This is a genomic window from Rhodococcus sp. P3_B8 (assembly GCF_056402775.1).
Genome location: NZ_JBFUGT010000022.1, coordinates 1 through 25,086 on the forward strand (window position 1 = coordinate 1; position 25,086 = coordinate 25,086).

Genomic DNA, 25,086 nt, shown 5'->3' on the forward strand with positions numbered 1-25,086 from the left:
CGTCGGGTCTCCATACCGGCCCCGACTGTGGGCGAGCCCTACGATTGACAACACTGCGGTGATCAGCCCCGGTCCGCATCACCCGATGCGGATGAGGAACCTGCGAACGTTCCCACGTACCGACCCGCACCGCGTCATCGTATGAACGCCGTGCCCTTCCACGATCGGTGACCGCACGACCGTCGGCTCGCGACGCGTTCCGGCCGGCGCGGTCTCGCGATCAGCGCGAAGTCGATCGGCCGGAACTGTGAGAAGGCACCACCTCTAGGCTGGCCGTGTGAAGAAGTACCTCCCCGCGCTCGTCCTGGACGTCGTCCTCGTGATCGTGTTCTGCGCCATCGGCCGCCGCAGTCACGACGAAGCCAACGCACTGACGGGTCTGGCCACCACGGCGTGGCCGTTCCTGACCGGCCTGGCGGTCGGCTGGCTCGCCACCGTCGCGCTCTACCGCGACAAGTTCGACGCGTTCCTCATCGTCCCGACGGGCATCGTGGTGTGGCTGTCGACGCTCGCGGTGGGCATGCTGTTGCGCGTCGTCAGCGGCCAGGGAACGGCGTTCAGTTTCGTCCTCGTGGCGGGCACGGTGCTCGCCGTGTTCCTCCTCGGCTGGCGTGCCGTCGCGAAGATCGTGACGAAGTCGCGCGCCACCACCCGATAGCGGCGAATCCGCCCCGACGGCACACGCACACCCGCTCGAGGTGAGACAGTTTTCCCATGAGTGACACCATCGATCCGGCCCGGGACGAGAAGCGGTCCGACCGCGGCTTCTTCGGCCAGCCGTTCGCCCTCGCGAACCTGTTCGGCGTCGAGATGTGGGAGCGATTCTCCTTCTACGGGATGCAAGGCATCCTGATCTACTACCTCTACTATTCGGCCGCCGACGGTGGCCTCGGAATCGCCGAATCGTCCGCGACCAGCATCGTCGGCGCCTACGGCGGAACGGTGTATCTGTCCACCATTCTCGGAGCCTGGATCGCCGACCGGCTCCTGGGCTCCGAACGGACCCTGTTCTACAGCGCCATCCTCGTCATGCTCGGCCACATCGCCCTCGCCGTGTTCCCGGGACTGTGGGGTGTGGGAATCGGCCTGGTCTGCGTCGCATTCGGTAGTGGCGGGCTCAAGGCCAACGCCACATCCCTCGTCGGTGATCTCTACGACGAAAACGACGAGCGCCGGGACGCCGGATTCTCCATCTTCTACATGGGCATCAACCTCGGCGCCCTCGTCGGCCCGCTGCTGACGGGCTGGGCGCAGGACTCCATCGGCTTCCACGCCGGCTTCGCGCTCGCCGCAATCGGCATGGCGCTCGGACTGATCCAGTACACGCTCGGCCGCAAGCACCTCCGCGGCATCGGCGCGGAACCGCCCAATCCCCTCCCCCGCGCCCAGCGACCCAAGTGGATCGCGATCGGCGCCGCCGCGGTCGTGGTCATTGCGGCCCTGTCCCTGACCGGGGTGATCACCGCGGCCAACATGTCGGACATCGTGGTCGGCCTCACCATCGTCGCGGCGATCGGCTACTTCGCGATCATGTTGTCGAGCCGCCGCATCACGGCCGTCGAGCGCAGCCGCGTCTACGCGTTCATCCCGATGTTCATCGCCAGCGCGGTGTTCTGGTCGCTGTTCCAGCAGCAGTTCACCACCGTCGCGGTGTACTCCGACAAGCGACTCGACCGCAATCTGTTCGGCTGGGACTTCCCGCCGTCCTGGGTGCAGTCCATCAACCCGGTCTTCATCATCATCTTCGCGGGCGTCTTCGCAGCCGCGTGGACGAAGCTCGGACCCCGCCAGCCGTCGTCGCCGATCAAGTTCGCGGCGGGCACCGTCATCATGGGTATCGCGTTCCTGGCGTTCATCCCGATGTCGGGTGGCGGCGCGAACAGTGCACCGCTGCTGGGTCTGGCCGGAATCCTGTTGCTGTTCACATTCGCCGAACTGCTGCTGTCCCCGGTCGGGCTGTCGCTGTCGACCAAACTGGCGCCCGAGGCCTTCCACACCCAGATGGTGGCGTTGTTCTTCCTGTCCGTCGCCCTGGGCACCGCCATGGCGGGCACACTGGCCGGCTACTACGACGAGAACAACGAAGTCCCGTACTTCACCGCGGTCGGGCTGGGCTCGATCGCCGTCGGTGTGCTCCTCGCCATCGGCTCCCCGTGGATCCGGCGTCTGATGAAGGGCGTGCACTGACGCATGGCGGCATTACGACACTGACGATGCACGGACGTCGACTCAGCGCACCCACAACCACGCGGCCAACCCGAATCCCGCGATCGCGATGACGACGCGGAGGACGGACGGTGGTATCCGCCTGACGACAGGCGGCCCGCACCAGCCACCGGCCAGGGCGCCGATCGCCATCGCGGCGGCGGCGCCCCAGTGGACGGGACCGAAGACCGCGAACCCGATCGCCGCCACCAGGTTCGCGACGCCGAGGAAAAAGCTCTTCAAGATGGTCGCGCGCCAGATCTTCTCCGACGTGAGGATCAGCGCGATCGCCAGGAAGATCACGCCGGCGCCGGCGCCGAAGTACCCGCCGTAGATGGCGACGACGAACAGCGACACCGAATACGCGCGTGGCATGTCCCGCTCGCCTGCGAGCGCGCGGAGTCGGGGCTGCAACAGCAGCGCCAGCGCGGCGAACGCCACCATGAACGGAACGATCGCCTCGAACGACCCCGCCGGGGCCACCAGCAGGATTCCCGCGCCGACCAGGCCGCCCGCAGCCGAGTACAGCGCCCAGCGCCACAGCTTGGGACCGGTGTCGGCGACCTCCCGCGTCGAGTTGGACAAGGCGCCGACGCCGACCGCCACCATCGCGACCGTGTTGGTGACGTTCGCGGTCACCGGCGGCAGACCGACCGCGAGGAGGGCGGGATACGACACGATGGACGCCAGGCCGGTGACGAAGCCGACCAGTCCCGCGAAGAACCCCGCTACGACGAGAAGACCGATATCAAGCAGGGACACAAGGTAGAAACTTACCCTTGCTCACTTACTCCCTCAGCGCGGACGGCCCCGCCGTGTCCTCAGTTCGCCGGCTTCGCCATCACCGTGTCCTCAGTTCGCCGGCTTCGCCATCTCACGGAACAGCATGTCGGTCATCTTCACCGCCCGGTCGCCACCATCGGCGTCGGCGACGAAGACCGCGAAGGCCAGGTCGCCGCGTGAGCCGTAGAACCAGCGGTCGTCGCCGCTCGCCCCGTTCATGCCCATGAGGTCCGGGTAGCCGTTGAGGAACGACGCTCCGCCCCGCACCACGTTGTCGCGCATCATGCCGCGGAGCTGGTCGTTGACGTTCGCCGGAAGCGGCTGAGCGGCCACATCCGTGGTGCCCGGCTGTCCCTGGACGATCATCGGGGCCGGCGCACTGCCCCGCGCGATCGACGCGGCCAGCATGGCCATCCCGAACGGCGTCACGGCGGGCAGGTCGCTGTCCTTACGGTTCATGACCTGGTTCATGCCCGACTGGTCGGCGGTGAAGACGGCGGTCTGATGGTCGAGGCCCGGGATCTTGTAGTTCATGCCGAGCCCGAGCTGATTGCCCGCCTTCTCGATGTCCTCGATCGACAGCGACGACGGGTCGACGCCCTTCTGCAGTCCGGCGGCCTTCTTCACCAGGTCGAGGTTCGACCCGGCGGGATACAGGCCCTGGAACGCGATCGGCCCCTGCTCCATCGCCTGATTGTTCTGCGCGGCGGCCAGCACGGCGCCGGAGGACGGCTGGATCGCGACGATCGTCGCGGGGGTGCCGACACTGACCACGGCTTCCTCGGCTGCCAGCTGCAGGCGGGAGTCCATGGTTGCGACGATGTCCGGTCCAGGCGGGCCCTGGAAGCCTGCCTGCGGGATGAGCGTGCCGTCGGGGTCCACGAGATGGACGGCCCAGCCGGCCGTGGCATCCCGGTTGGCCTGCCACACCTTGCGCAGCGGATCCAGCAGCGGCGTCGTGATGCGCCGATCCGCCGTGATGAGCTTCGGCGTCTTGATGGTGACGACACCGGGGATAGCGAGATCCTGCTCGAGGTACTCCCAGTCCTGGTCGCGCAGCAGCACGGCGGTGACCTGCTGGCCGGGCTTCTCGGCCATCTCCGCCATCATCGTGTCGGACGTCACGAGCGGCGCCACCGGCTCGAGGACCTCCGCGAGCCGCCGGGTGGTCGCGACGGGATCGGGCATCGTGGCGGGATCGAGGGTGACCGAGTTGATGGTCTGCTCGTTCATGAGCAACGCACCGAACGCGTCGAAGACCCGCGGCGGAGCGGCGTCCGTCCGGTCGTAGCGGACGACCCGTCCGTTGCCCAGGTCGGGCGCGAGGATCGACGGATCCCAGGAGATGCGCCAGCCGACGGACAGGTTCCGCACGCCACCCTGAACCTGGTAGGTCCAATCCTTGCCCTCACCGAAATGCCAAGCGGCACCGACGGTGAAGAAGCCGGAGTCCGAGCCGAGATCCATGAACTGGGTCAGGTCGAACTTGGCGTCCTCGGGTTTGAGACCGTCGAACATCTGCTGAATCGCCGTCTCCGCGGCGTTGGGATAAGAGGTCTGCGCTGCAGCAGCGGCGGCGTCGCCCTCGTTCAGTGCGTTGACGAAGTCGTCGACGACCGACTGAGCGGTCGCCTCCTCTTTCGACAGCACACACGACGCCAGAATCACCGCCAGAACGACAGCCGACGTCAGGGCGATCACGTATCTGTTGCGGCGGCCAAGCGATCGTCCATTCCCCATGTCCACCATCTTGCTTTCAGTCACATGCGTAACAAGCACCATTTGCCTACGAAGGAGTTACGGTTGAGCCACAACTTATCCCCGAACAGCCAAGCGCGAACGGGTTTATCGAAGAAAACGCCCCGCAGCCTGCACAGCAGGGGCCGAACTGTCACCTGTTGCTATAAATACGGCAAATGCTAGGTCGTCCTTGATTCCGACGAACCAGCCGTGCGCTGGACCATTTCCCGACTCGGCCGTCCCCGTTTTGCCGAGCAGTCCCGGAATGTCCTGCAGCGCAGTAGCGGTACCGCCCGTCACAGTTTCGCGCATCATCGTCCGGAGGTCGGAGGTGACGTTCGCAGGCACGGTGGGCGCCGTCTTGTCGGCGGTTCCCGGTTGGCCTTGCACGATCATAGGCGACGGCGTCGAACCGTTCGCGATGGAGGCGGCCACCATGGCCATCCCGAACGGCGTCGCGGTCACCTGCCCCTGCCCGATCCCGGACTCGACGCGGGCCGCCGGACTGTCGGCGACGGGCACGTTGCCGGTCACGGTCGTCAGCCCGGGCGTCACGTAGTCGACGCCGAGCCCGAACTGCAGCGCGGCCTGCTGCAGGGCGTCGGGCGGCAGGCCGACCGCCAGCCGTCCCATGGTGGTGTTGCACGACCGCGCGAAGGCGGTGTGCAGCGGGACCGCACCGAGGTCGAATTCGTCGTCGTTGGGGATCTGCCTGCCCTCGATGTTCTCGGTGCCGGGGCAGGGCAGAACGGTGTCCGGTGTGGCGGCACCGGCCTGCAGGGCCGCGGACGTCGTCACCGTCTTGAACGTGGATCCCGGTGGGTAGAGGCCGGTCAGCGCGACCGGCCCGAGTGCGTCGGCCGGGGCGTTCTGCGCTACCGCCAGCACCTCGCCGGTGGAGGGTCGCAGGGCGACGATCGCGGCCTGCTGCGGGACGTCGGCGAGCGCCCGCTCGGCAGCCATCTGCATCGGGAGGTCGAGGGTCGTCGCGATGTCGGGGGCGTCGGGGCCCTGCTCGCCGGCGACGCTCTTGGCCGCGCCGTCCTGGCCGACCAGCTGCACCGCCCAGCCGGCGGAGGCGTCCTGTCCCTCCTGCCACAGGTCGCCGAGGCCCGCCAGGGTGGGTGAGGCCAGCGCCTTGTCCGTGCTGAGCAGTCTGGTCTGCGGGGCGAGTGTCACGCCGGCGAGTTGCCGCAATTGCGGTTCGATCGGCGCGAGGTCCTCGGCGCGCAGCGAGATGGCCGTCACCGGCTTGCCCTGGGCGCCGGCCAGATCCTGTTGGAGCGAGGCGGTGGTGATCGTCGGGGCGATGGGCGACAGCAACGCGGCCGCCGCCGCGGTGTCCGCACCCGGTTCGAGGTTGACGAGCGTCACGACCTGTTGCTCGAGGATCGGTGCCCCGCCCGCCGCGAGGACCTTCGGCGGCGCCCCGGTCGTGGTGGTGTACCGGACGGTGGTGTCGTCGGTGAGGCCGGGTGCGAGGACGGCCGGGTCCCAGACGATCTTCCAGTCGTCGCCTTCCTTGGTGGCGTTGCCGGTGGTGCTGTACTTCCACTCCTGCCCCGGCGCGAACGGCCACGACACGTCCATCGTGAACGTGCCGCCGTTGTCACCCGACTCCTGAACGTCGGTGCGGGTGAACGTCCCGTCCTTGTTTCCGAGCCCGTCGTACATCGCCGTGATCGCGGCGGTTGCGGCGGCCGGATCGGTGGTGAGTTCGGCGGCGGCCTGCACGTCGTCGCTGTTGAGGGCGTCGGCGAACTGCTGCGAGACGGTGTCGGGCTGGTCCGGCCCGAAGAGTCCGCAGGCGGAGAGCACGGACGCGAGGACGGCGATTCCGGCCGCTGCCTTCCGGGTGGGGGTGGGACGGATGGGGCTGTGACGAACGGTTGAGGTGCGCACGGACTCGATCATGCCTGACGTGGTGGCGCGCTTCGAATAATCGGTGTAATCATGTAATCAGTGCTGCATCACAGTGATCGCGGCACCAGGGTCCCCAGGAGGACGCCATGAGGAACACACAAGGTCCGGGCCCGCGCCGCTTCGGCCGGCCCGGTGGATGGCAGCAGGCGGATGTCCCCGATGCGAGCGACGCGGCCGAATGGTTCACCGGCCGTCTTCCCGACGACTGGTTCACCGGCCCCGCGACCGTCGAGGTCGACCGCGAGGAGATCGTGGTGGTCGGCGAATTGCCGCCCGTCGAGTCCGCCGACTCCGGTTCGGAGGCCGCGATCGACGGACGCATCTCCCGGTTCCGCGAAACGACCCGGGGCGATCGGATGCGCATCGCCGACGAAGCCGAGAGGCGTTACGGGCGCAAGGTCGCGTGGGGCGTCAGCCTCGACGGCCACAAGACACTGTTCACTCACCTCGCCGTTCCGGTGATGACCCGGCTGCGCCAGCCCGAACGCAAGGTTCTGGACACACTCGTCGACGCCGGCGTGGCACGGTCGCGGTCGGACGCCCTGATGTGGACGGTGCGCCTGGCCGGCCAGCACAGCGAACAGTGGCTCGCCGAGCTCCGCGACGCCATGGCGAAGGTGGACGAACTCCGGGCCGACGGCCCCCAGATCTAATTCGATTGCGCGGGCATCGGCGGCGTCCTATCGTGGACGTCACCGATGCGCACCGGGCGTGTCAGACAGAGGGGAACGGTCCATTGCTCCTGACGAGGTAGTCACGCGAGTCTTCATCCGCACACACCTCGGGAGTACCCCATGGCCCAGTCATATCTGTCCCTGTCCGACCTCACGTTCACCTGGCCCGACGGCGAGCCGGTCTTCGACGGCCTCGACGCCGTCTTCGGCCCCGGACGCACCGGGGTGGTCGGTCTCAACGGTTCCGGTAAATCCACCCTGCTCCGGCTGATCGCCGGGCGCCTGCACCCCGACCGCGGGTCGGTGACGGCGCAGGGCGAGGTGGCGTACCTGCCGCAGGACATCACGCTCGATCCCACGCTGAAGGTCGACCGGATCCTGGGCATCGCCGACCTCCGGGCGGCGTTGCACCGCATCGAGTCCGGCGACGGCACACCCGACGATTTCGATGCCGCGACCGGCCGCTGGGACATCGAGGAGCGGGCGGTCTCGACCCTGCACCGGCTCGGTCTCGAACGCGTGCTCGGCAGCACGTCCGACCTCGATCGCACCGTCGGCACCCTGTCCGGCGGTGAGACCGTGTTGCTCGGCCTCACCGCGCAACTGTTGAAGGAACCGGAGGTGCTGCTCCTCGACGAGCCCACCAACAACCTCGACAGCGCGTCCCGCAGCAAGCTCTACGAGGTGGTGCAACAGTTTCCGGGCACCCTGCTGGTGGTCAGCCACGACCGCGACCTGCTCGATCTCATGAATTCCGTCGCGGAGCTGCGTGGTGGTGAGATCCGCATGTTCGGCGGGAACTTCAGTGCCTACCAGGAGATCGTCGAGGCGGAGCAGGGGGCCGCGCGGGCCGCGGTGCGCGATGCCCGCAGCGATGTGCAGAAGCAGAAGCGGGAACTCGTCGAGGCCCGCATCAAGATCGACCGTCGTAAGCGGTACGGGCAGAAGATGTTCGAGAACAAGCGCGAACCGAAGATCGTGATGGGGCTGCGGAAGCGTCAGGCGCAGGAATCCGCGGGGAAGCTACGGAACAACCACATCGCGAAGGTCGACGAGGCGCGGGAGTCGTTGACGGAAGCCGAAAGTGCCCTGCGGGACGACCGCGAGGTGCGCATCGACCTCCCGGCCACGGAAGTGCATTCGGGCCAGGAGGTGGTCTCCGTCCGGGACGTGAGCCTGCTCAGCGGACAGCAGGTGTCGCTGGACGTCGTGGGCCCCGAGCGGATCGCCCTCGTCGGACGCAACGGCGTCGGCAAGACGACCCTGCTCGACGCCGTCGTGGCCGCGGGACCGCGAGTTCCGTTCAAGGCGCTGCCGCAGCGACTCGACGTGTTTGACGAATCGCTCACGGTCGCCGAGAACGTGGCCGCGGCGGCGCCTCACGCGTCGCAGGAACAGATCCGTGCCCAACTGGCCCGGTTCCTGTTCCGCGGCAACGATTCCGATGTGCTCGCGGCGGCATTGTCGGGTGGGGAACGGTTGCGGGCCGCGCTCGCGACCATCCTGCTGGCCGAACCCGCCCCGCGGCTGCTGCTGATGGACGAGCCGACGAACAACCTCGACCTGCCGAGCCTCACTCACCTCACGCAGGCGCTCCGCAGCTACCGCGGCGCGTTGATCGTGGTCAGTCACGACCGGCAGTTCCTCCACGACATCGGCGTCACCCGGTGGCTGGAACTGACCGACGAGGCCCTTCGGACCCGTGGGGCCCGAAAGGCGCACGGGTGCCGGAGGCGCCGGTCATTCGGCTACGCCGATGTCCTCGTTCCAGAGTTCGGGCTGGGTCTCGATGAATTCGGCCATCAGGTCGATGCAGTGCTGATCGCGCAGGACGGTCACGTCCACGCCGTTCTCGCGGAGCCATTCGTGACCGCCGGTGAACGTGACGCTCTCCCCCACCACGATCGCGCCGATGTTGAACTGCCGGACCAGGCCGCTGCAGTACCAGCACGGTGACAGGGTCGTCACCATGATCGTCGAGCGGTAGTCACGTTGGCGCCCGGCCGCGCGGAAGGCGTCCGTCTCACCGTGGACGGACGGGTCGCCGTGCTGGACTCGTCGGTTGCGACCGCTGCCCAGCAGGGTTCCGTCGCCGGCGAATAATGCAGCCCCGATCGGTATTCCGCCCTCACGTTTGCCGAGTTCGGCTTCGGCGATCGCCACGGCCAGCAGTTCCTCGGGGTCGAGCGCCGCCCGCGCGGAGTTCAGGGGAATCGACATGCCTCTACCTTCCCTGCGGGACGCGGCCACCACAACAGCGAAATCGTGTGGGTTGTTCGCTACGCCGATCTCGGCGAACTGTCGCGCCACACATCCAAGGGAACGTGGCCGACTGCGGCGCCGTGCGGGCCGAGCAACCGCCCCATCCGTTTGAGCGGTCGAAGCGTCACCCGGCGGCTGTCGACGCGAACGTGGTCGGACAGGGCAACGAGCCGTTCCTCGATGCGGCGGCAGTCCTGCGCCGAGCGCAGCCACAGGTACACGAGCAGGTTGTATCGCCCGCTGGTCGAGGCGCACAGCCGGATTTCGGGCCACGTGGACACGGCACGGCCCACACGGTCGAGATCTGCACCCGCGTCGACCTCGAATATTGCATTGAGCGGCCAGCCTGCTGCCTGCTGGGTCATGTCACATCGGAAGGCCAATTGGCCTGATCGCGTGAGCTTGCCGAGCCTGCGCCTGACGGTCGTCTCGCTGACTCCGCACCGGTCGGCCAATTCGGCGTAGCTGCAGCGCCCGTCGGCGCTCAATGCGTCCAGCAACGGACGGTCGGACGCCTTCAGCGGAACCGGGAACGGATCACTCGGTGGCGTGGTGAGCTGGGCGCGCTGGGCACTGTCCAGCGTCCGCGGCTGCCATCCGCCGCCTTCGTGGTAGACGTGCAGACACAGCTCGGCCCGAATCGAGACCACTCCGGGTATCCGGCTCAGATGGTCGTGGACCAGATCGTCCAGGGCCTGGGGGCCGGCGGTGGCGACGGCGGCAAAGTATTGCGCCTTGCCGTCGGTGCGTTCGACCTGATAAGCGCAGTTCAGCCCGCACAGTGCTGAGCCGACGCGGTGAACGGCCTCGGGAGTGCACTCGAGCGTCACGTAGGCGTTCGTGTGGTGTTGCCCGACCGGGTACGCGGTGATCCACGCCTGTCCGTCGTCGGATAGCTGGCGCCAGCGCCGTGAGGCGGTGGTGGCGTCCACACCGAGGGCAGTGCCGATCTGGGCCCAGGACCCGCGTGGGCTGATCTGGAGCGCGTTGAGCAGGGTCAGGTCGAACTCGCTGAACGAGGTGCCGCCGGAATCCGGCACGAAGGGGTGTTCTGCGCCGGAATGCTGCGCGTCAGGGGTTTCGAGTGCCACGCGGTCCATTGTGAGTCATCCCACCCATCGAGTTCGTCTTGTGAGGAGATTTATCGTGCTGCGTTCCACTCGCATCACCGTGCTACTGCTCTTCGCGGCGTGGGCGGTCGACTACATCGACCGACTCGTCATCAATCTCGCCCTGCCCGCGATCGGTACGGAATTCGCACTCGACTACGGGCAGCGCGGCCTGATCGTGTCGGCGTTCTTCGTCGCCTACGCGCTGTCGCAGATCCCGGGCGGGCTGCTCGCCGATCGGTTCGGTGGTGTGCGTATCGCCCTCGCGGGTCTCATCGCGTGGTCCCTGTTCACCGGGCTCACGGCGATCGCCTGGTCGTTCACCGCACTGTTGGCGATCCGGTTGCTGTTCGGCTTCGCGCAGGGCGTGTTCCCCGCAGCCGCGATCAAGCTGTTGTCGGAACGCAGCTTGCCCGAGCAGCGGATGACAGCCAACGGGTGGATGCTGAGTTCGAACGCCTTCGGCTCGTTCGCCGCCGCGATCATCGCGTCGATTCTGTTGCCACTGTGGGGATGGCGGCCGATGTTCGCCGTCATCGCCGTCCTCGGGGTTGTGGTCGTGGTTGCGATCAAGCGTTGGATGCCCGAGGCACTGCCCTCGGACGTGTCCGCACTCGACCCCGCCACGGCACACCGAAGCAGCAGTTCGAGTGGCGTGGGGATCGTGCTCCGAGCGCCCGCGATGTGGTGTTTCGCGCTGGTGTTCTTCGGATACGACGTGATCGTGTGGGGCATCGGCTCCTGGACCGTCTCGTATCTCCACGAGGAGCGGGGCGTGTCGATCGGCACCGCGGGTCTGCTCTCGATCGCCCCAACCCTCGTGGCCGCCGTCGCCGTGATCGTCGGCGGCCGTTTGTCGGACCGGTGGGAGGGAAGACCCAGCCGCATCATCGTCCCCGCGATGATCGTCAGTGCCGCACTCGTGATCGTCCTGCCCCACACGGAATCGGTGACCATGTTCGTCGTCGTCGGAACCGTCCTCAGCGGCATCAGTGCACTGTGCTACATGCCCGCGTTCGCGGTGCCGCTGCGCAGCCTCCCGGCTTCGGTTTCCGGGGCCGCGTCCTCGATGATCCTGTTCGGCGGCATGATCGCCGGCATCGCGGCGCCCTTGGCTTTCGGAGCGATCGTCGACGCCGCGTCCTGGACCACTGCTTTCGGTGCGCTGGCCATCGGCCCGCTCATCGCGATCGCCGCCGTTCTCGCCGCACCCCAAACCACCGACCACATGCTCGCCGCCGTCCGGCTCGACCGCACCCCCGACCGAGAGGAAACCCATGAGCACTCCACTGTCGAATGATGCCGCACAGCAGTCCCATTGGCGAGACGTCTACAACGATCTCCACGCGCATCCCGAGCTTTCAGCGTGCGAGTACCGCACCGCGGGTCTCGTGGCGCACGAGTTGCGCGCCCTCGGCGGCTGGGAGGTGACCGAGCGCGTCGGTGGCACCGGCGTCGTCGGTGTTCTGCGGGGCGGCCCCGGGCCGGTGGTGCTTCTGCGCGCGGACATGGACGCCTTGCCTGTGCAGGAAGACACAGGCTTGGACTACGCGTCGCGGGTGCCCGGGGTCATGCATGCGTGCGGACACGACGTGCACGTCGCTGCGCTCCTCGCGGTGTGCGCGCGACTCGCCAGCGCGCCGACGATCGACGGCACGGTTCTGGCGGTGTTCCAGCCCGCAGAGGAGACGGGGCAGGGTGCGCGCGCCATGCTGGACGACGGCCTGTTCGAACGGTTTCCGACGCCCGCGATCTGCCTGGGCCAGCACGTAGCGCCGTTGCCCGCGGGCGTCGTCGTCTCCCGGGAGGGTGCCGTGATGGCCGCGTCCGACAGCATCCGAGTGACACTGTTCGGGCGCGGTGGCCACGCGTCGACGCCACACAGCGCGGTCGATCCGTTGCTGATGGCGGCCTCACTGACACTGCGTTTCCAGACTCTCGCCGCCCGTGAGGCCTCCGCCCGGCCGGCGCCGGTGCTCACCACCGGTGCACTGCATGCGGGCACCGCCGCAAACATCATCGCCGACGATGCCGAGTTGCTCCTCAGTCTCAGGACGTTCACACCGGCGTCGCGTGAGCGGATGCTGACGGCGATCAGGCGACTGGCCGAAGCGGAGGCGGCCGCTGCCGATGCGCCGAAGTCTCCGGATATCGAGGAGTTCAACAGCTTTCCGTTGACCGTCAACACTCCGGACGTGACCGGGTCCGTGCTGCGGACAATCGCCGAGGCCGGAATGCCCGTACATCGTCTGCCCCATCCACTGACCGGCAGCGAGGACTTCGGCGAACTCGGGACCGCGGCGCGGTGTCCTTCGGTGATCTGGCACATCGGCGGGATGGAACACGAGCACTTCAGTGAAGCGGATCTCGCGGCCCTGGCAGCGGGGCAACCGCCGGCCGGAATCCCACCGAACCACTCACCACGGTTCGCGCCCGACCCGGCATCCGTGCTGCCCGCCGCGACCGCAGCAATGCACGCGGCGGCGACGCACGCGCTCGCCACGGAGCGCTCATCGCACGCTGCGTCCCGTTAGCACTGCGCCACAACAGCTTCGACAACCCATCGGGTTCACGAAAGACGAGGAACATATGACCACCGATCTCCCGTACCTCAGCGCCACCGCAGCGCGAGCACTGTTCGACTCGCGCGAACTGTCCCCGGTAGAGCTGATGCACGCCCTCATCGACCGTGCCGAGCAGGTCGAACCCCACGTGAACGCGTTCTGCGAGCAACTCTTCGACGAGGCACTCGTACAGGCCGAGGAAGCCGAGCAGCGCTATCTCGGACGCGGCCCGGCGCCGCGTCCGCTGGAGGGCATTCCGGTGGCCGCCAAGGAAAAGCACGCTATCGCCGGGCGATCCCTCACCGAGGGCTCGCTGGTGAACAAGGACGTTGTCGCGGCCGAGAGCGCTCCGGTGATCGAGCGAATCCACGCCGCAGGCGGCATCATCCACGCCCGCACCACCACCCCCGAATTCAGCGTCGCCGGGTTCACCCACACCCCGATGTGGGGCGTGACCCGCAACCCCTGGAACCTCGCCTACAGCCCGGGCGGATCCTCCGGCGGCTCCGCGGCGGCGCTGGCCGCCGGAACCACCCCGCTGGCGACCGCGTCGGACATCGGCGGCTCGACCCGGGGCCCGGCGGCGTTCACCGGGACCGTCGGATACAAGGCCCCGTACGGGCGAATCCCCGGGGTGCCTCCGATGAGCATGGACTTCTATCGCGGCGACGGTCCCATGGCACGCACCGTCGACGACACGATCCTGTTGGCGAACACGCTCATCGGGCCGGACGTCCGCGACCACACCTCACTACGTCCTGCGATCACGCTGCCCACCGAGTACCCCTCGGTGGAGGGCATGCGCGTGGCGTTGAGTATCCGGCTGGGCTGCTTCGTGGTGGAACCGGAGATCGAGGCCAACACGCGCGCGGTGGCACGTGCGCTCGAGACCGCCGGGGCGATCGTCGAGGAGATCGAGCTGCCGTGGACCGCCGAGGAGATCCGACTGGCAGTGACAACACATTTCGGCACGATCATGGGTGCGATCGTGGCGCAGATCGCGGCCGGGAACGAGGATCTTCTCGCCCCCTACACCCGCGCGTTCGCGACCCAAACCGCGAGCGCGCGCACGGGGGCCACCTTCGTCGACGGTTTGCGAATCGAGACCCGGATGCACCGACAGCTCGCCGAGGCGATGTCCGGGTTCGATGCCCTGCTGTGCCCGACGTCCGGCGTATCGGCCTACCCCGCGGGGGACGACATGCTCGACGGGATCGTCGTCGACGATCAGCGGCTCGATCACGCCGCGGAGGCGTTGCTCACCCTCCCGTTCAACATCAACAACCGGTGTCCGGTCCTGGCCGTCCCCAGCGGTCACGCGTCATCCGGCGTCCCCACCGGGGTGCAGATCGTCGGGCACACCTACGACGACGCCACCGTCTTCCGGGTCGGCAAGGCCGTCGAACAGCTGCGACCGTGGGACTACACGCGAGAGCATCGTCCCGGAGTGTGAGGTACGCGGGTGACTTGCCCGATCACTCAACCTCATTCGCCGGATCGGTTGGTGTCATGGGGGGGAGGTCGAGCGTCACTAGTTCTGCGAGTGCGGTAGTGAGCACCGCCAGGCTTGTCAGGGCGGGGACCTTGTCGGGGAGACGCGCAGTGTGCCGACGTAGAGCACGGCCGCGCAGCCCCGCGACGACGACGATGGTGCTCATGGTCATCAATGCTGCGGCAGCGGGAACGATCGCGGCGGTGTGCTGCGTCCGTATTGCAGCGTGGGTGAGGATGCCGGCCACCGTGGCCGACGACAGGGCAGTCCGGCGCCACGACAATGCGGTTCTCTCGGGTTGCAGACCCTGATCGCGTTCGGTCGGATCGGTCATCCGAGGAGCGGGGTGGTCATCGTGAGGACCGCGAGGCCGGTGGTGCCGCAGACCAGGATCCGCATCAGCGGGGACGTGGGCAATGGCAGCCCTCGACGCATGGCGAGTTGGACTGAGCGCCAGTGGAAGTAACTGCCGATGATAATGGTGACGGCGAGCAGGGTGGAGCCGATCGCGAGGGCAGTGCCGGTAGACGAGTTGCCGAATGTCGGTGCGAGATGGGTGACGGCCACCGCCCCCGCAATCAGTGCCAGTGAGGTGCGGATCCAGGCGAGAAAGGTGCGCTCGTTCGCGAGGGTGAAGCGGTAGTCGGGTTCGGGGTGGTCAGGCATGGACGCCCTCCAATTCTTCCGGTTGGACATGGCGCCGCGGCGACGGGCGTCGCCTACTTGCCCGCGCGAGGTGTGGTTGCACGGTCGGAGGTGCGTGCTGGGGTGTCAGCGTTCTGCAGTCCGTCGAGGATCTGGTCGAATACGGCTCCGGCGCGTTCGTCGAGTTCGTCGAGCGAGATGCCCAGGTCCCTGGCGATGGTGTCGCGGAATATGCCGTATCCGAGATAGGTGGCGGCGGTCAAGGCGTGCATGACTTCTCCGTCGGCGCCCTGTGGCAGCGCCCCGGTGTCCTCGTCTCGGTCGAGCGCGGCACGGGTCCGGTCGAGTAGCGGGAAGAGGGTGAAGTCGGGGTCGCCGTCGAGGGCGAGCAATGCCTCGAGTTTGACGAAATCGGGATGCTGTCGGGCTCGCTGCCACATCACCCGCCGGCGGTCACTGAACGGAAGGCTCCAATGCTCGTCGGGGTCGAGGCGGTTCTGGTCGACCAGGCGGCTGATCGCAGCCCGCAGCAGCATCTGTCTGCTGCCGAAATACTGGTAGATCTGCCCGTGATTGACACCGGCCTCCTGCGCGACCTCCCGCAGCGTGATGCCGGCGAGTACACCGTCGCGTTCGAGTAATCGCAGTGTGGCGTCGAGTAATTCGTTCTCGGTGTCTTCGCGGCTTCCACGCCGCCTACGCGGCTTCTTCTGCGTTGCACCCGCCTCGGTCATCGACCGTCCTCCGATTTCTCCTCGGCACCTTGTGGTGACCTCACTCACAATATACAGTCCGTTACTACCAAACGTTAATAACACTTCGTTAGAAGGTGGGGCGGGTATGACGGACACTCAGTTGCCGTTGGAAGGCATTCGGGTTCTGGATTTGTCCACGGTGCTGGCCGCGCCGGTCACCGCGACCTTCCTGGGCGACTTCGGTGCCGAGGTGGTCAAGGTCGAGGAGCCGGGCACCGGGGATTTCACGCGGGCCGGGCTCGGCAGCGAGGACGGTCGTCACCGTTCACTCCAATGGGTCCAGGAGGGGCGCAACAAGAAATCGGTGACGATCGACCTGCGCACCGAATGCGGCCGGGACCTGGTCCGGCAGCTGATCCCGCAGTTCGACGTGGTGGTGTCGAACTATCGGCCACCGACTCTGGAGAAGTGGGGACTCGGACCGGAGACACTGCAGCAACTCAACCCTCGAGCCGTTCTGGTGTTCATCACCGGGTACGGCCTGACCGGGCCCTACCGCGACCGCGGTGCGTTCGATCGGATCTCGAGTGCCTTCGCGGGCCTGACCTATGTGAGCGGTGAGCCGGATCGGGATCCGGTGCGTTCGGGATACTCGGTGGTCGACTACATGTCGGCGTATCTCGCAGCGTTCGCCACCGTCACCGCGCTCTACCACCGCGACCATCGCGGAGGTACCGGGCAGATCATCGATCTCGGGCTCTACGAGGCCGGCTTCCGGGCCAGCGAGAACGCACTGCTCGCCTACGGGGCCGCCGGTCAGATCCGCGAGAGGTTGGGCAACAAGAATCTGGGCATCGTGCCGGCGAGCGACTTCGACACCGCCGACGAACGGCGGATCTCGTTGCACGCCGGCACCGACCCGCTGTTCCGCAAGCTCGCCGCGGTCCTCGAGCGACCGGACCTCGCCACCGATCCTCGCTTCGCCACCCGCACCGACCGCGTCGTCCACCAGGATGCGCTGTATTCGATCATCACCGACTGGGTGGCCGACCAGACCGCCGACCACGCTGTCAAACTCCTCAACGACGCAGCTATTCCGGCCGCTCCGATCATGAACATCGCCGACATCGCCGCCGACCCGCACTACAGCGAACGCGGCACCGTCGTCACCGTCGACGACGAGCAGCACGGCGTGTTGCCGATGGCCGCACCGCTGCCGCGCATGACGGGCACTCCCGGCCGGATCCGCACCCTCGGCCCCGATCTGGGGGAGCATACCGACGCGGTCCTCACCGAGATGCTGGGCCTGTCCGGCGACGACCTCGCCCGCTTACGCACCGACGGCGTCATCTGAACGTGACCGGCGCACCGCATCCCACGACTTCGAGGACACTGCCATGACCGACACCGGGATCCAACGGACTTCCGCGGCCACAACGAAGACACCGCACCCGCCCACTCCCAGACAGCCGGATGAACCTGTATTCGACCGACGGCGCTCCTGGACCGTTCTCGGCCTGATCGTCGTGTTCATGCTGATCAACTTCGCCGACAAGGCAGTGCTCGGATTCGCGGCGATACCCCTCATGGACGAGTTGAACATGAGCGAGAGCACCTATGGCCTGGTTGCCAGCGCTTTCTACCTGTTGTTCAACCTCACCGGACTCCTGGTGGGGTTGATCTCCACTCGGATGTCGAGCCGCATGATCCTGTTCTCCCTCGCGGTGGGCTGGGCACTCGCACCGATTCCGGTACTCCTCGTGGCGGCAGTGCCGACGCTGGTCGTCAGCCGCATGCTGCTCGGCGCCGCCGAGGGACCCGCGTCACCGATGTCCATGCACGCCCTGTACAAGTGGTTCCCCGAGGGGAAACGCGCACTGCCTACGGCATTGCAAATCGCCGGCGGCTCGATCGGACTCCTACTCGCGGCACCAGTCCTGGCCTTCATCATCACCAACTACGGTTGGCGCGCCGCATTCATCGCGCTGAGCGTCGTCGCCATGGTGTGGTCGGTTCTGTGGTTGCGGTTCGGCCAGGACGGACCGTTCACCGCCGACCCGGCAGCGTCTGCGGACGGTGACCCGACCCGCCCGCGACTGCCGTACCGCACGCTACTGGGAAACGGGACGGTGCTCGGCGGACTGGCGTGCAGTTTCGGGGCGTACTGGTCCATGGCCATTGCCGTGGCGTGGGTGCCGGCCTACCTGGAGTCTCAGGTCGACATGACACCCGGCGGTGCGGCGTCGGTCATCAGCGGCAAGGCGGCGCTGTCGCTCGTCCTGGTGCTCACCGTCGTCCCGCTGACCGGGGTGATGATCCGCCGCGGTGTGTCGAGTAGATGGATGCGAGGAGTCGTGCAGGGCACTGCGGTGACCGTCGCCGGCATCTGCATGCTGGCGTTCCCGTTCGTCGATTCCACGCCCCTGTGTATTGCTTTGGCGGTCATCGCCTTCGGTGCACCCACGCTGGCCTACCCCCTCGGTTATCTGACCATGGCAGAAATCATGCCCGCCCATCAGCGCGGCGCAATTTTCGGAATCACTCTTGCCGTGAGCACCTTGCCCGGGGTCATTGCGCCGTTTCTGACGGGCAAGATCATCGGCTGGTCGGACTCCGTGCACGCCGGGTACCAGAACGCCTTCCTCACCGCCGCCGTGGTGATGGTGATCGGCGGCCTCGTCGCGATCGTCACCGTCGATCCCCCGCGGGACGCCCACCGACTCGCCGCATCCAGTCCGAACTGACCCGACATTCGACAGCAGGAGCCACAATCAGCATGTCCGACTTCGCCTTCACCGCGGTCAGCGATCTCGCCGCCATGATCCATGCCAAGGCCCTCTCCCCGACCGAACTGGTCGAGCACTTTCTCGACCGGATCGACAAGCACAACCCGGACATCAATGCGGTCGTCTCCCTCGACGCCGATCGATCACGGGCAGAAGCCGCCACCGCAACCGGAAACATCGCCCGCGGAATCACGGTCGGACCACTCACCGGAATACCGGTCGTGGTCAAAGACCTCGAGAACGCGCGCGGATTCCCTACCAGCAGAGGGACAAAGGCGTTCTGCCTCGGGCCGGACGCCGTCGCGGACAGTATCCACGTCGCCCGCCTTCGTCGTGCGGGAGCCATCGTGATCGGGAAGACGAACGCGCCCCCGATGGGCGCCGCCATCCACACCGACAACGACGCCTTCGGCACCACCCGAAACCCGTGGAACCCGATGGCCTCGGCCGGCGGTTCGAGCGGTGGATCGGCCGCCGCGGTCGCCGCCGGCCTCGCACCGCTCGCCACCGCGGGCGACGGCGGCGGATCCACCCGAATCCCCGCAGCTCTGTGCGGAATCGTCGGCCTCAAACCCACCCGTGGCCGCATTCCCGCAGCATCACCTGCCTGGACCCATCACAGTTGCCCGACCCCGATGGGTCGCAGCGTTCGTGACACCGCACTGCACCTCGACATCGTCGCCGGATACCATCCCGCAGACACGTTCTCGCTGCCGGATCCTGGATACTCTTACCGCGGTGCACTGGATCGGCCGTCGCCGCGGCTGCGGGTCGGCGTCAACCGGACCTTCGGCGTCGCGAATCCGCACCCGGACATCCTGCACGCGGTCGAGCGTGCCACCCAGTCGCTGCGCTCACTCGGTCACCAAGTCATGGACGACAACACTGCACTCCCCGGCGCGGAAACGTTCCCCGCATCGCTCCAACTGCGCCAGCAGATCCTCGCGTACATCAGGTTCACTGCGGTACGGGACGAGTTCGACTCACGTCCAGAAGATTTCGAACCATGGTTCGCGGCGATTCTCGACCGCGGTCGCGCCACCACCCTCGACGACCTCGCCCGCTACTGGGAATACCGCAGCCGGCTCGATGTGTGGGCGGCCGACCTGTTCGAGCCGTACGACCTGCTGCTCACGCCCACCACACCCACCACCGCCTGGCCCGCCGAAGGACCGGACATGAGCGCGGCGCTGCGCGACCGGACGATACCCATCACCTACACCTCGGTATTCAACGACACCGGCAATCCGGCCATCAGCATCCCCATGGGCCTGAGCGCCGACGGGCTGCCCTGCGCGGTCCAACTCATCGCCTCACACCACCGCGACGACCTCCTCCTCCAGGTCGGCGCAGCACTCGAAAGGGATGCAGGTCAGCTGCGACCCCCTCTGTGACGTAGCAAGGGTACGGAGTCGCCCGGCTCTTGCGCTGGAGTGCACTCCAAGTCGTACGGTTCAGTCATGGCCACCCAGTTGGAGCAGTCGACCGGAACGTTCGCGAGTATCTCGGAGGTCGCGGCGATCACGGGCCTCACGCAGGACACCCTGCGCTGGTACGAGCGCGAGGGGATGATCCCGACGATCGCGCGGGGTTCGGACCGTCGCCGCCGTTACAGCGAGCGGGACGTGCGGCTGATCGAACTGCTGGTGAAGCTGCGGACGACGGGCATGCCGACCAGTGACATGCAGCGTTTCGCGGTGCTGCTGGCTGGGGACGCCGAGACCCACGAGCGGCGGTTGGCGCTGCTGCTCGCGCATCGCGAACGCATCCTCGCCCAGCAGGCGAGGCTCGACGACGCCCTGGCGGCACTCGACACCAAGGTCGATCACTACCGGGCCCTCATCGCAGGGACCGACGAAGACCCTGCCCGACAACGACGAGGAGAAGTATGACCGACATCGGTACGACAACCCTGGGTGACGCGCTCACCGTCTCCGACATGGGTTTCGGAGGAATGGCTCTCACACCCGTCTACGGCGGGGTGGAACCGGGGAAGGCGCTCGCGACGCTGCATCACGCGGTGGATCTCGGAGTGAGTTTCCTCGACACCGCCGACGTGTACGGGGCCGGCGACAACGAGCGGTTGATCGCGCAGTTACTGAGGGACCGGCGCGAGGAAGTCACGCTGGCAACCAAGTTCGGGATTGTGGGGGATCCGAGGAAGCGGAGCGAGGGCGGCGCCTCGACCCGCGGCGACCGCGCCTACGTCCACGAGGCGGTGGACGCCAGCCTGCGCCGACTCGGCACCGACACGATCGACCTCTACTACCTGCACCGCCCCGACCCGTCGGTTCCGATCGAGGACACCGTCGGTGCGATGGCCGAATTGGTGGCGGCGGGCAAGGTGCGACACCTCGGACTGTCGGAGGTGACGGCCGGGGAGCTGGCGTCAGCGCACGCGGTGCATCCCATCACGGCAGTCCAGTCGGAATGGAGCATCTGGAGCCGCGACGTCGAGGCGCGGATCGTGCCGGCAACGGCTGCACTGGGTGTCGGGTTCGTCCCCTACTCGCCGCTCGGCCGGGGGTTCCTCACCGGGACCGTCACCGGCGTCGATACCTTGGCGCCCAACGACTTCCGCCGGACTCTCCCCCGGTTCGCGGCGGGCACGCTGCAGCGGAACTTCGGCGTGGTGGACGCGGTGAATTCGGTCGCAGGCGACCTGGGTGCCACGCCCGCACAGGTTGCGCTGGCGTGGCTCTACGCGCAAGGCCGCGCGTTCGGACTTCCGGTCGTGCCCATCCCCGGAACCCGCAGTGCGGAACGGGTGACGGAGAACGCCGGTGCTCTCGGTATCGAACTCGATGCGGCGCAGCTGGCGGTGCTGAACTCGGCCGGGGAGCACGTGGAGGGTGCGCGTTCGGAGGATCTGCAGTGGGTGTCGGAGGGCCGCGACTTCTGAGTGATGCAGACTGGGCGGGTGGAGCACGCTACCAATCCCGTCGACGGTGTCCGGATCGCGTACAAGACCGTCGGCGACGGTGAGCCGCTCGTTCTCCTTCACGGCACGGCGCTCTCCCACGCGATCTGGCGGGGATTCGGTTACGTCGCCGCGCTGCGTGACCGGTACCGGCTGATCCTGGTCGATCTGCGGGGCCACGGGCGCAGCGACAAGCCGCACGACGAGAGCGCGTACGCCATGGAGCTGGTCAGCGGCGACGTTCTGGCGGTCCTCGACCACCTGGATCTTCCGAGCGCGCACGTGCTGGGGTATTCGCTCGGCGGCCGGGTCGCGCTGGCCTTGGCGGTCGGGGCGCCCGAACGGCTGGAGAGCCTGATCGTCGGCGGTGGCAGCAGCCGACCGCAGGCCGGCGCGTTCGACCGCCTGTTTTTCCCGGGCTGCATCGACGTCCTCGAGCGGGACGGCATGGATGCGTTCCTGGGGCAGTGGAATGCCCTGCGCGCGTGGCCGATCGACGCCGGCACCCGGGCGGCGTTCACGGCGAACGACGCGAAGGCGCTCGCCGCGTACATGCGGCGTTCCGGTGTGGAGCCGGGCGTGGACGACGACGTCCTGCGCGGGATCGCCGTCCCCACCCTGTTGTTCGTCGGTTCGAACGACGCCGAGAGGATCGGCGACACCCAGCGGGTGGCGGCACTGATTCCCGGTGCGTCGCTGACGATCCTGCCCGGTTTCGACCACTCGACGGCGGTGGCCGCGAGCACCGAGGTGCTCGCGGCCGTCGAGCCGTTCCTCGCTTCGGTGTGACCGCTACATCCATTCGACCAGTTGGATGATCACCCCGTTGGGGTCGCTCATCTGGAAGTAGCGTTCGCCCCAGGGCTCGGTTTCGATGGGCGTCACGATCGGGACACCCTCCGCCTGCAGTCGCTCGTATTCGGCGTCGATACCGTCGACGACGAGCGCGATCAGCAACCCCTGGCCGGCGTCACCGGCGATCCGCGCGGGCTTGAAGGTTTCCAGTCCGGTCTCCAGGAAGACCAGATTGAAGCCCACGTCCGCACGCTTCAGTGACACGAAGCCCTCGGCTGCCATCTCCTCGACGAAGCCCAGGTGGGACTTGGCGAACTCGGCCGACGCACTGGGGTCTGCGACGTTCAGCGACAGTGCGCTCGCGGTGACCTTCACGGTGGTGTCCTTTCGTTGACGACACCCCACTAACGTACGCCGTACGACATTTGTTCCCGAGGGCCACACCTCACATCGCCAGCAGACCCTTCGCGATGTGCGTCACCTGGATCTCGTTGCTGCCTGCGTAGATCATCAGCGACTTCGCATCGCGCGCGAGTTGCTCCACCCGGTACTCGGCCATGTACCCGTTGCCGCCGAACAACTGCACCGCCTCCATCGCCACCTCTGTGGCCGCCCGCGAGGAGTAGAGCTTCATCGCCGACGCCTCCGCGAGGCTCACCTGATCCCCCGCCGCGGTGCGCTCGATGGCGTTGAAGACCATGTTCTGCACGTTGATGCGGGCAATTTCCATCTCCGCGAGCTTGAGCTGGATGAGCTGGAACTGGGCGATCTCCTTACCCCACAGCTTGCGGGACTTGGCGTAGTCGACGCACAGCCGGTGACACTCGTTGATGATGCCCAGTGACAGCGACGCGATGCCGATCCGTTCGGCCGCGAAGCTCTCCTTCGCGCTGGACTTGCCGTCGGACTTGCCGCCGCCCTCCGTCTCGCCGAGCAGACGGTCGCGGGTGAGGCGCACGTTGTCGAAGAACAGTTCTCCGGTGGGTGAGGAGTTCATGCCCATCTTCTTGAACGGCGCACCCTGGGTGAGCCCCTCCATGCCCGCGTCGAGGACGAAGGCGAGAACCTTCCGGTCGCGGCGGTCGACGGACGAGTCTCCCTCGTCGAGCTTCGCGTAGACGATGATGACGTCGGCGTACGGGCCGTTGGTGATGAACGTCTTCTGCCCGTTGAGGATGTAGTCGTCGCCGTCGCGGCGCACGTACGACTTCATGCCGCCGAACGCGTCCGAGCCGGAGTCGGGCTCGGTAATGGCCCAGGCTCCGACCTTCTCGAACGTGACCAGTCCGGGTAGCCAGCGCTCCTTCTGCGCCAGCGTCCCGCGACTGCGGATGGTGCCCGCCGCCAGCCCGAGGCTCACCCCGAGCGAGGCGACGAGCCCGAGGCTGACGCCGGCCAACTCGGCGTTCATGATGACGCCCATGCTGCCCGCACCGCCGAGGCCGCCGGACTTCTCTTCCTTCGCGCCGGACACGGCCCCACTGCGTTCGCGGTCCAACGACTTCGTCAGCGCGTCACGGGCCATCTCGTCCAGACCGAAGGTGGCGAAGAGTTTGCGGATGATGTCGAACGGAGGCAGCTCACCGGTCTCCAACTTGTCGACGTGCGGTCGAATCTCCTTGTCGATGAAACCGCGGATCGCGTCGCGGAACATCAGGTCGGTATCTGACCACTCATACATGCCGGGCACTCCAGTCACTGAGAGAAAGGGTTGCCGCAAATATAGAACACGTTCCTATTCTTGGACAGGTGTGCCGGTCAGCACTAGCGGCCGTCCGTTTCACCGACCCCGAGCCACGTCGACCTCAGCCGGTCGAGGGTGCCGTCCGCGGCCAGGGTGCGCTGCGCCGACTCGATGCGTTCGCGCAGCGCGTGATCGCCCGTGCGGACGGCGACGGCGATCTCCTCGCGGGAGATTCCCCGTTCGACCACCTCCACGTGCGGGCGATCCCGGACGAGCCAGGTGAGGACAGGCGCGAGTTTCATGACGGCGTCGCACCCGCCCGAGGACAGGTCGTCGAGGGCCTGCCCGATCCGGTCGTAGGCGTACACCCTGATCGCGCCCGCGCGACCCTCCGCAACCAGTCTCTCCACGATCGGCTGACTCGTGTTGCCGTGCTGGACACCGACGGTCAGACCGCCCAGGTCGTCCACCCCGCGCACTCCCGGATGCCGCGACGTGTCGACGGCGAGGGACTGACCCGACACGAGGTACGGAGCGCAGAAATCTGCGCGCGCCCTCCGCTGCGGTGTCACGGTGGTTCCCGAGGCGATGCAGTCGAATTCACCGTCCGCCAGCGCATCGAAGATGCCGTTGAAGTCGGTGCCCCGGTACGGGACGAGCGACCATTCGAGGCCGAGCACCTGCGCGACGGCCCGCGTGAACTCGACATCGAAACCCGCAGGAGCCCCGCCGTCCCGGAATTCGAACGGCGGGTCGGGCAACGCCGAACCCACTCGCAGTATGTGCGCTGCCGCCGTCATCTCATCCCT

The 25,086-nt window shown here is 67.3% G+C and carries 23 protein-coding genes and 1 pseudogene; 13 read left to right on the forward strand and 11 right to left on the reverse strand.

The genetic code is table 11. From position 1 onward, the window contains the following. Positions 1 to 277: 277 nt before the first annotated feature. Both AC1D1G_RS11435 and AC1D1G_RS11440 read left to right on the forward strand, forming a co-directional pair. Positions 278 to 658: a DUF3054 domain-containing protein gene (locus AC1D1G_RS11435; protein WP_280784556.1), complete on the forward strand. Its 381-nt coding sequence runs from the start codon at positions 278 to 280 to the stop codon at positions 656 to 658. A gap of 56 nt (positions 659 to 714) precedes the next feature. Further along, entirely contained in the window at positions 715 to 2,187 is a 1,473-nt protein-coding gene (locus tag AC1D1G_RS11440) for a peptide MFS transporter (RefSeq protein WP_283330856.1), read from the forward strand. 42 nt (positions 2,188 to 2,229) lie between these two features. Here AC1D1G_RS11440 and AC1D1G_RS11445 read toward each other — a convergent pair whose 3' ends face one another. The 3 genes from AC1D1G_RS11445 to AC1D1G_RS11455 form a co-directional block, all read right to left on the reverse strand. Then, positions 2,230 to 2,967: a sulfite exporter TauE/SafE family protein gene (locus AC1D1G_RS11445; protein ID WP_280784558.1), complete on the reverse strand. Its 738-nt coding sequence runs from the start codon at positions 2,965 to 2,967 to the stop codon at positions 2,230 to 2,232. A 90-nt stretch (positions 2,968 to 3,057) separates the two neighbouring features. After that, a complete protein-coding gene (locus AC1D1G_RS11450) occupies positions 3,058 to 4,737 on the reverse strand; it encodes an NTF2-like N-terminal transpeptidase domain-containing protein (RefSeq protein WP_477952236.1) in 1,680 nt (559 codons plus the stop codon). A 96-nt stretch (positions 4,738 to 4,833) separates the two neighbouring features. Continuing rightward, positions 4,834 to 6,642 carry a penicillin-binding transpeptidase domain-containing protein gene (locus AC1D1G_RS11455; RefSeq protein WP_477952198.1) on the reverse strand — a complete coding sequence of 603 codons (1,809 nt, stop codon included), beginning with the start codon at positions 6,640 to 6,642 and terminating at the stop codon, positions 4,834 to 4,836. Between the two features lie 95 nt (positions 6,643 to 6,737). Between AC1D1G_RS11455 and AC1D1G_RS11460 the strand changes: the two genes are divergently transcribed. After that, entirely contained in the window at positions 6,738 to 7,304 is a 567-nt protein-coding gene (locus AC1D1G_RS11460; protein WP_280784560.1) for a hypothetical protein, read from the forward strand. Positions 7,305 to 7,445: 141 nt separating this feature from the next. Further along, positions 7,446 to 9,023, forward strand: a pseudogene (locus AC1D1G_RS11465) (ABC-F family ATP-binding cassette domain-containing protein); the annotation flags it as partial. Positions 9,024 to 9,065: 42 nt separating this feature from the next. Here AC1D1G_RS11465 and AC1D1G_RS11470 read toward each other — a convergent pair. Together AC1D1G_RS11470 and AC1D1G_RS11475 are read right to left on the reverse strand one after the other, a co-directional pair. Further along, positions 9,066 to 9,545 (reverse strand): nucleoside deaminase, encoded by a 480-nt coding sequence (locus tag AC1D1G_RS11470; RefSeq protein ID WP_280784562.1) that lies wholly within the window; start codon positions 9,543 to 9,545, stop codon positions 9,066 to 9,068. Between the two features lie 59 nt (positions 9,546 to 9,604). Further along, positions 9,605 to 10,687, reverse strand: coding sequence for an Lrp/AsnC family transcriptional regulator (locus AC1D1G_RS11475; protein ID WP_477952199.1), 1,083 nt, complete (start codon positions 10,685 to 10,687; stop codon positions 9,605 to 9,607). A 46-nt stretch (positions 10,688 to 10,733) separates the two neighbouring features. Between AC1D1G_RS11475 and AC1D1G_RS11480 the strand changes: the two genes are divergently transcribed. Genes AC1D1G_RS11480 through AC1D1G_RS11490 form a run of 3 tightly spaced genes read left to right on the forward strand, consistent with a single transcriptional unit; the run spans position 10,734 to position 14,713 of the window. Next, positions 10,734 to 11,996, forward strand: a complete 1,263-nt coding sequence (locus AC1D1G_RS11480) for an MFS transporter (protein WP_477952201.1) — start codon at positions 10,734 to 10,736, stop codon at positions 11,994 to 11,996. Continuing rightward, a complete protein-coding gene (locus AC1D1G_RS11485; RefSeq protein ID WP_477952202.1) occupies positions 11,974 to 13,230 on the forward strand; it encodes an amidohydrolase in 1,257 nt (418 codons plus the stop codon). The genes AC1D1G_RS11480 and AC1D1G_RS11485 overlap by 23 nt, the downstream gene beginning before the upstream one ends. A gap of 55 nt (positions 13,231 to 13,285) precedes the next feature. Further along, a complete protein-coding gene (locus AC1D1G_RS11490) occupies positions 13,286 to 14,713 on the forward strand; it encodes an amidase (RefSeq protein WP_477952203.1) in 1,428 nt (475 codons plus the stop codon). A gap of 22 nt (positions 14,714 to 14,735) precedes the next feature. On the opposite strand, the gene AC1D1G_RS11495 is transcribed toward AC1D1G_RS11490, so the two are convergent. From AC1D1G_RS11495 to AC1D1G_RS11505, 3 genes are read right to left on the reverse strand one after another with little or no spacing between them, the layout of a single operon-like run. After that, a complete protein-coding gene (locus AC1D1G_RS11495) occupies positions 14,736 to 15,086 on the reverse strand; it encodes a DUF202 domain-containing protein (protein WP_283351604.1) in 351 nt (116 codons plus the stop codon). Then, positions 15,083 to 15,418, reverse strand: coding sequence for a YidH family protein (locus tag AC1D1G_RS11500; RefSeq protein WP_317569956.1), 336 nt, complete (start codon positions 15,416 to 15,418; stop codon positions 15,083 to 15,085). Before AC1D1G_RS11500 ends, AC1D1G_RS11495 begins: the two co-directional genes overlap by 4 nt. A gap of 53 nt (positions 15,419 to 15,471) precedes the next feature. Beyond that, the gene (locus AC1D1G_RS11505) at positions 15,472 to 16,131 is read right to left on the reverse strand and encodes a TetR/AcrR family transcriptional regulator (protein WP_317569955.1); all 660 of its coding nucleotides are present in this window, start codon (positions 16,129 to 16,131) and stop codon (positions 15,472 to 15,474) included. A gap of 106 nt (positions 16,132 to 16,237) precedes the next feature. Here AC1D1G_RS11505 and AC1D1G_RS11510 point away from each other — a divergent pair, with 106 nt between their 5' ends. The 6 genes from AC1D1G_RS11510 to AC1D1G_RS11535 all read left to right on the forward strand — a co-directional run bounded on the left by AC1D1G_RS11510 (position 16,238) and on the right by AC1D1G_RS11535 (position 22,587). Next, entirely contained in the window at positions 16,238 to 17,446 is a 1,209-nt protein-coding gene (locus AC1D1G_RS11510) for a CaiB/BaiF CoA transferase family protein (protein ID WP_477952205.1), read from the forward strand. A gap of 43 nt (positions 17,447 to 17,489) precedes the next feature. Beyond that, positions 17,490 to 18,836 carry an MFS transporter gene (locus AC1D1G_RS11515; RefSeq protein WP_477952207.1) on the forward strand — a complete coding sequence of 449 codons (1,347 nt, stop codon included), beginning with the start codon at positions 17,490 to 17,492 and terminating at the stop codon, positions 18,834 to 18,836. 32 nt (positions 18,837 to 18,868) lie between these two features. After that, on the forward strand, positions 18,869 to 20,272 hold the full coding sequence (locus tag AC1D1G_RS11520) for an amidase (RefSeq protein WP_477952208.1): 1,404 nt from the start codon (positions 18,869 to 18,871) through the stop codon (positions 20,270 to 20,272). A gap of 66 nt (positions 20,273 to 20,338) precedes the next feature. Continuing rightward, entirely contained in the window at positions 20,339 to 20,770 is a 432-nt protein-coding gene (locus tag AC1D1G_RS11525; protein ID WP_477952210.1) for a MerR family transcriptional regulator, read from the forward strand. Further along, on the forward strand, positions 20,767 to 21,780 hold the full coding sequence (locus AC1D1G_RS11530; RefSeq protein ID WP_477952212.1) for an aldo/keto reductase: 1,014 nt from the start codon (positions 20,767 to 20,769) through the stop codon (positions 21,778 to 21,780). Before AC1D1G_RS11525 ends, AC1D1G_RS11530 begins: the two co-directional genes overlap by 4 nt. Continuing rightward, positions 21,781 to 22,587 (forward strand): alpha/beta fold hydrolase, encoded by an 807-nt coding sequence (locus AC1D1G_RS11535; protein ID WP_477952213.1) that lies wholly within the window; start codon positions 21,781 to 21,783, stop codon positions 22,585 to 22,587. It abuts the gene before it with no gap. Between the two features lie 3 nt (positions 22,588 to 22,590). Here AC1D1G_RS11535 and AC1D1G_RS11540 read toward each other — a convergent pair whose 3' ends face one another. The 3 genes from AC1D1G_RS11540 to AC1D1G_RS11550 form a co-directional block, all read right to left on the reverse strand. Beyond that, the gene (locus AC1D1G_RS11540) at positions 22,591 to 22,968 is read right to left on the reverse strand and encodes a VOC family protein (RefSeq protein WP_477952214.1); all 378 of its coding nucleotides are present in this window, start codon (positions 22,966 to 22,968) and stop codon (positions 22,591 to 22,593) included. 70 nt (positions 22,969 to 23,038) lie between these two features. After that, positions 23,039 to 24,274 (reverse strand): acyl-CoA dehydrogenase family protein, encoded by a 1,236-nt coding sequence (locus AC1D1G_RS11545; protein WP_477952216.1) that lies wholly within the window; start codon positions 24,272 to 24,274, stop codon positions 23,039 to 23,041. Between the two features lie 83 nt (positions 24,275 to 24,357). Next, a complete protein-coding gene (locus AC1D1G_RS11550) occupies positions 24,358 to 25,077 on the reverse strand; it encodes an ABC transporter substrate-binding protein (protein ID WP_283330848.1) in 720 nt (239 codons plus the stop codon). Positions 25,078 to 25,086: the final 9 nt, after the last annotated feature.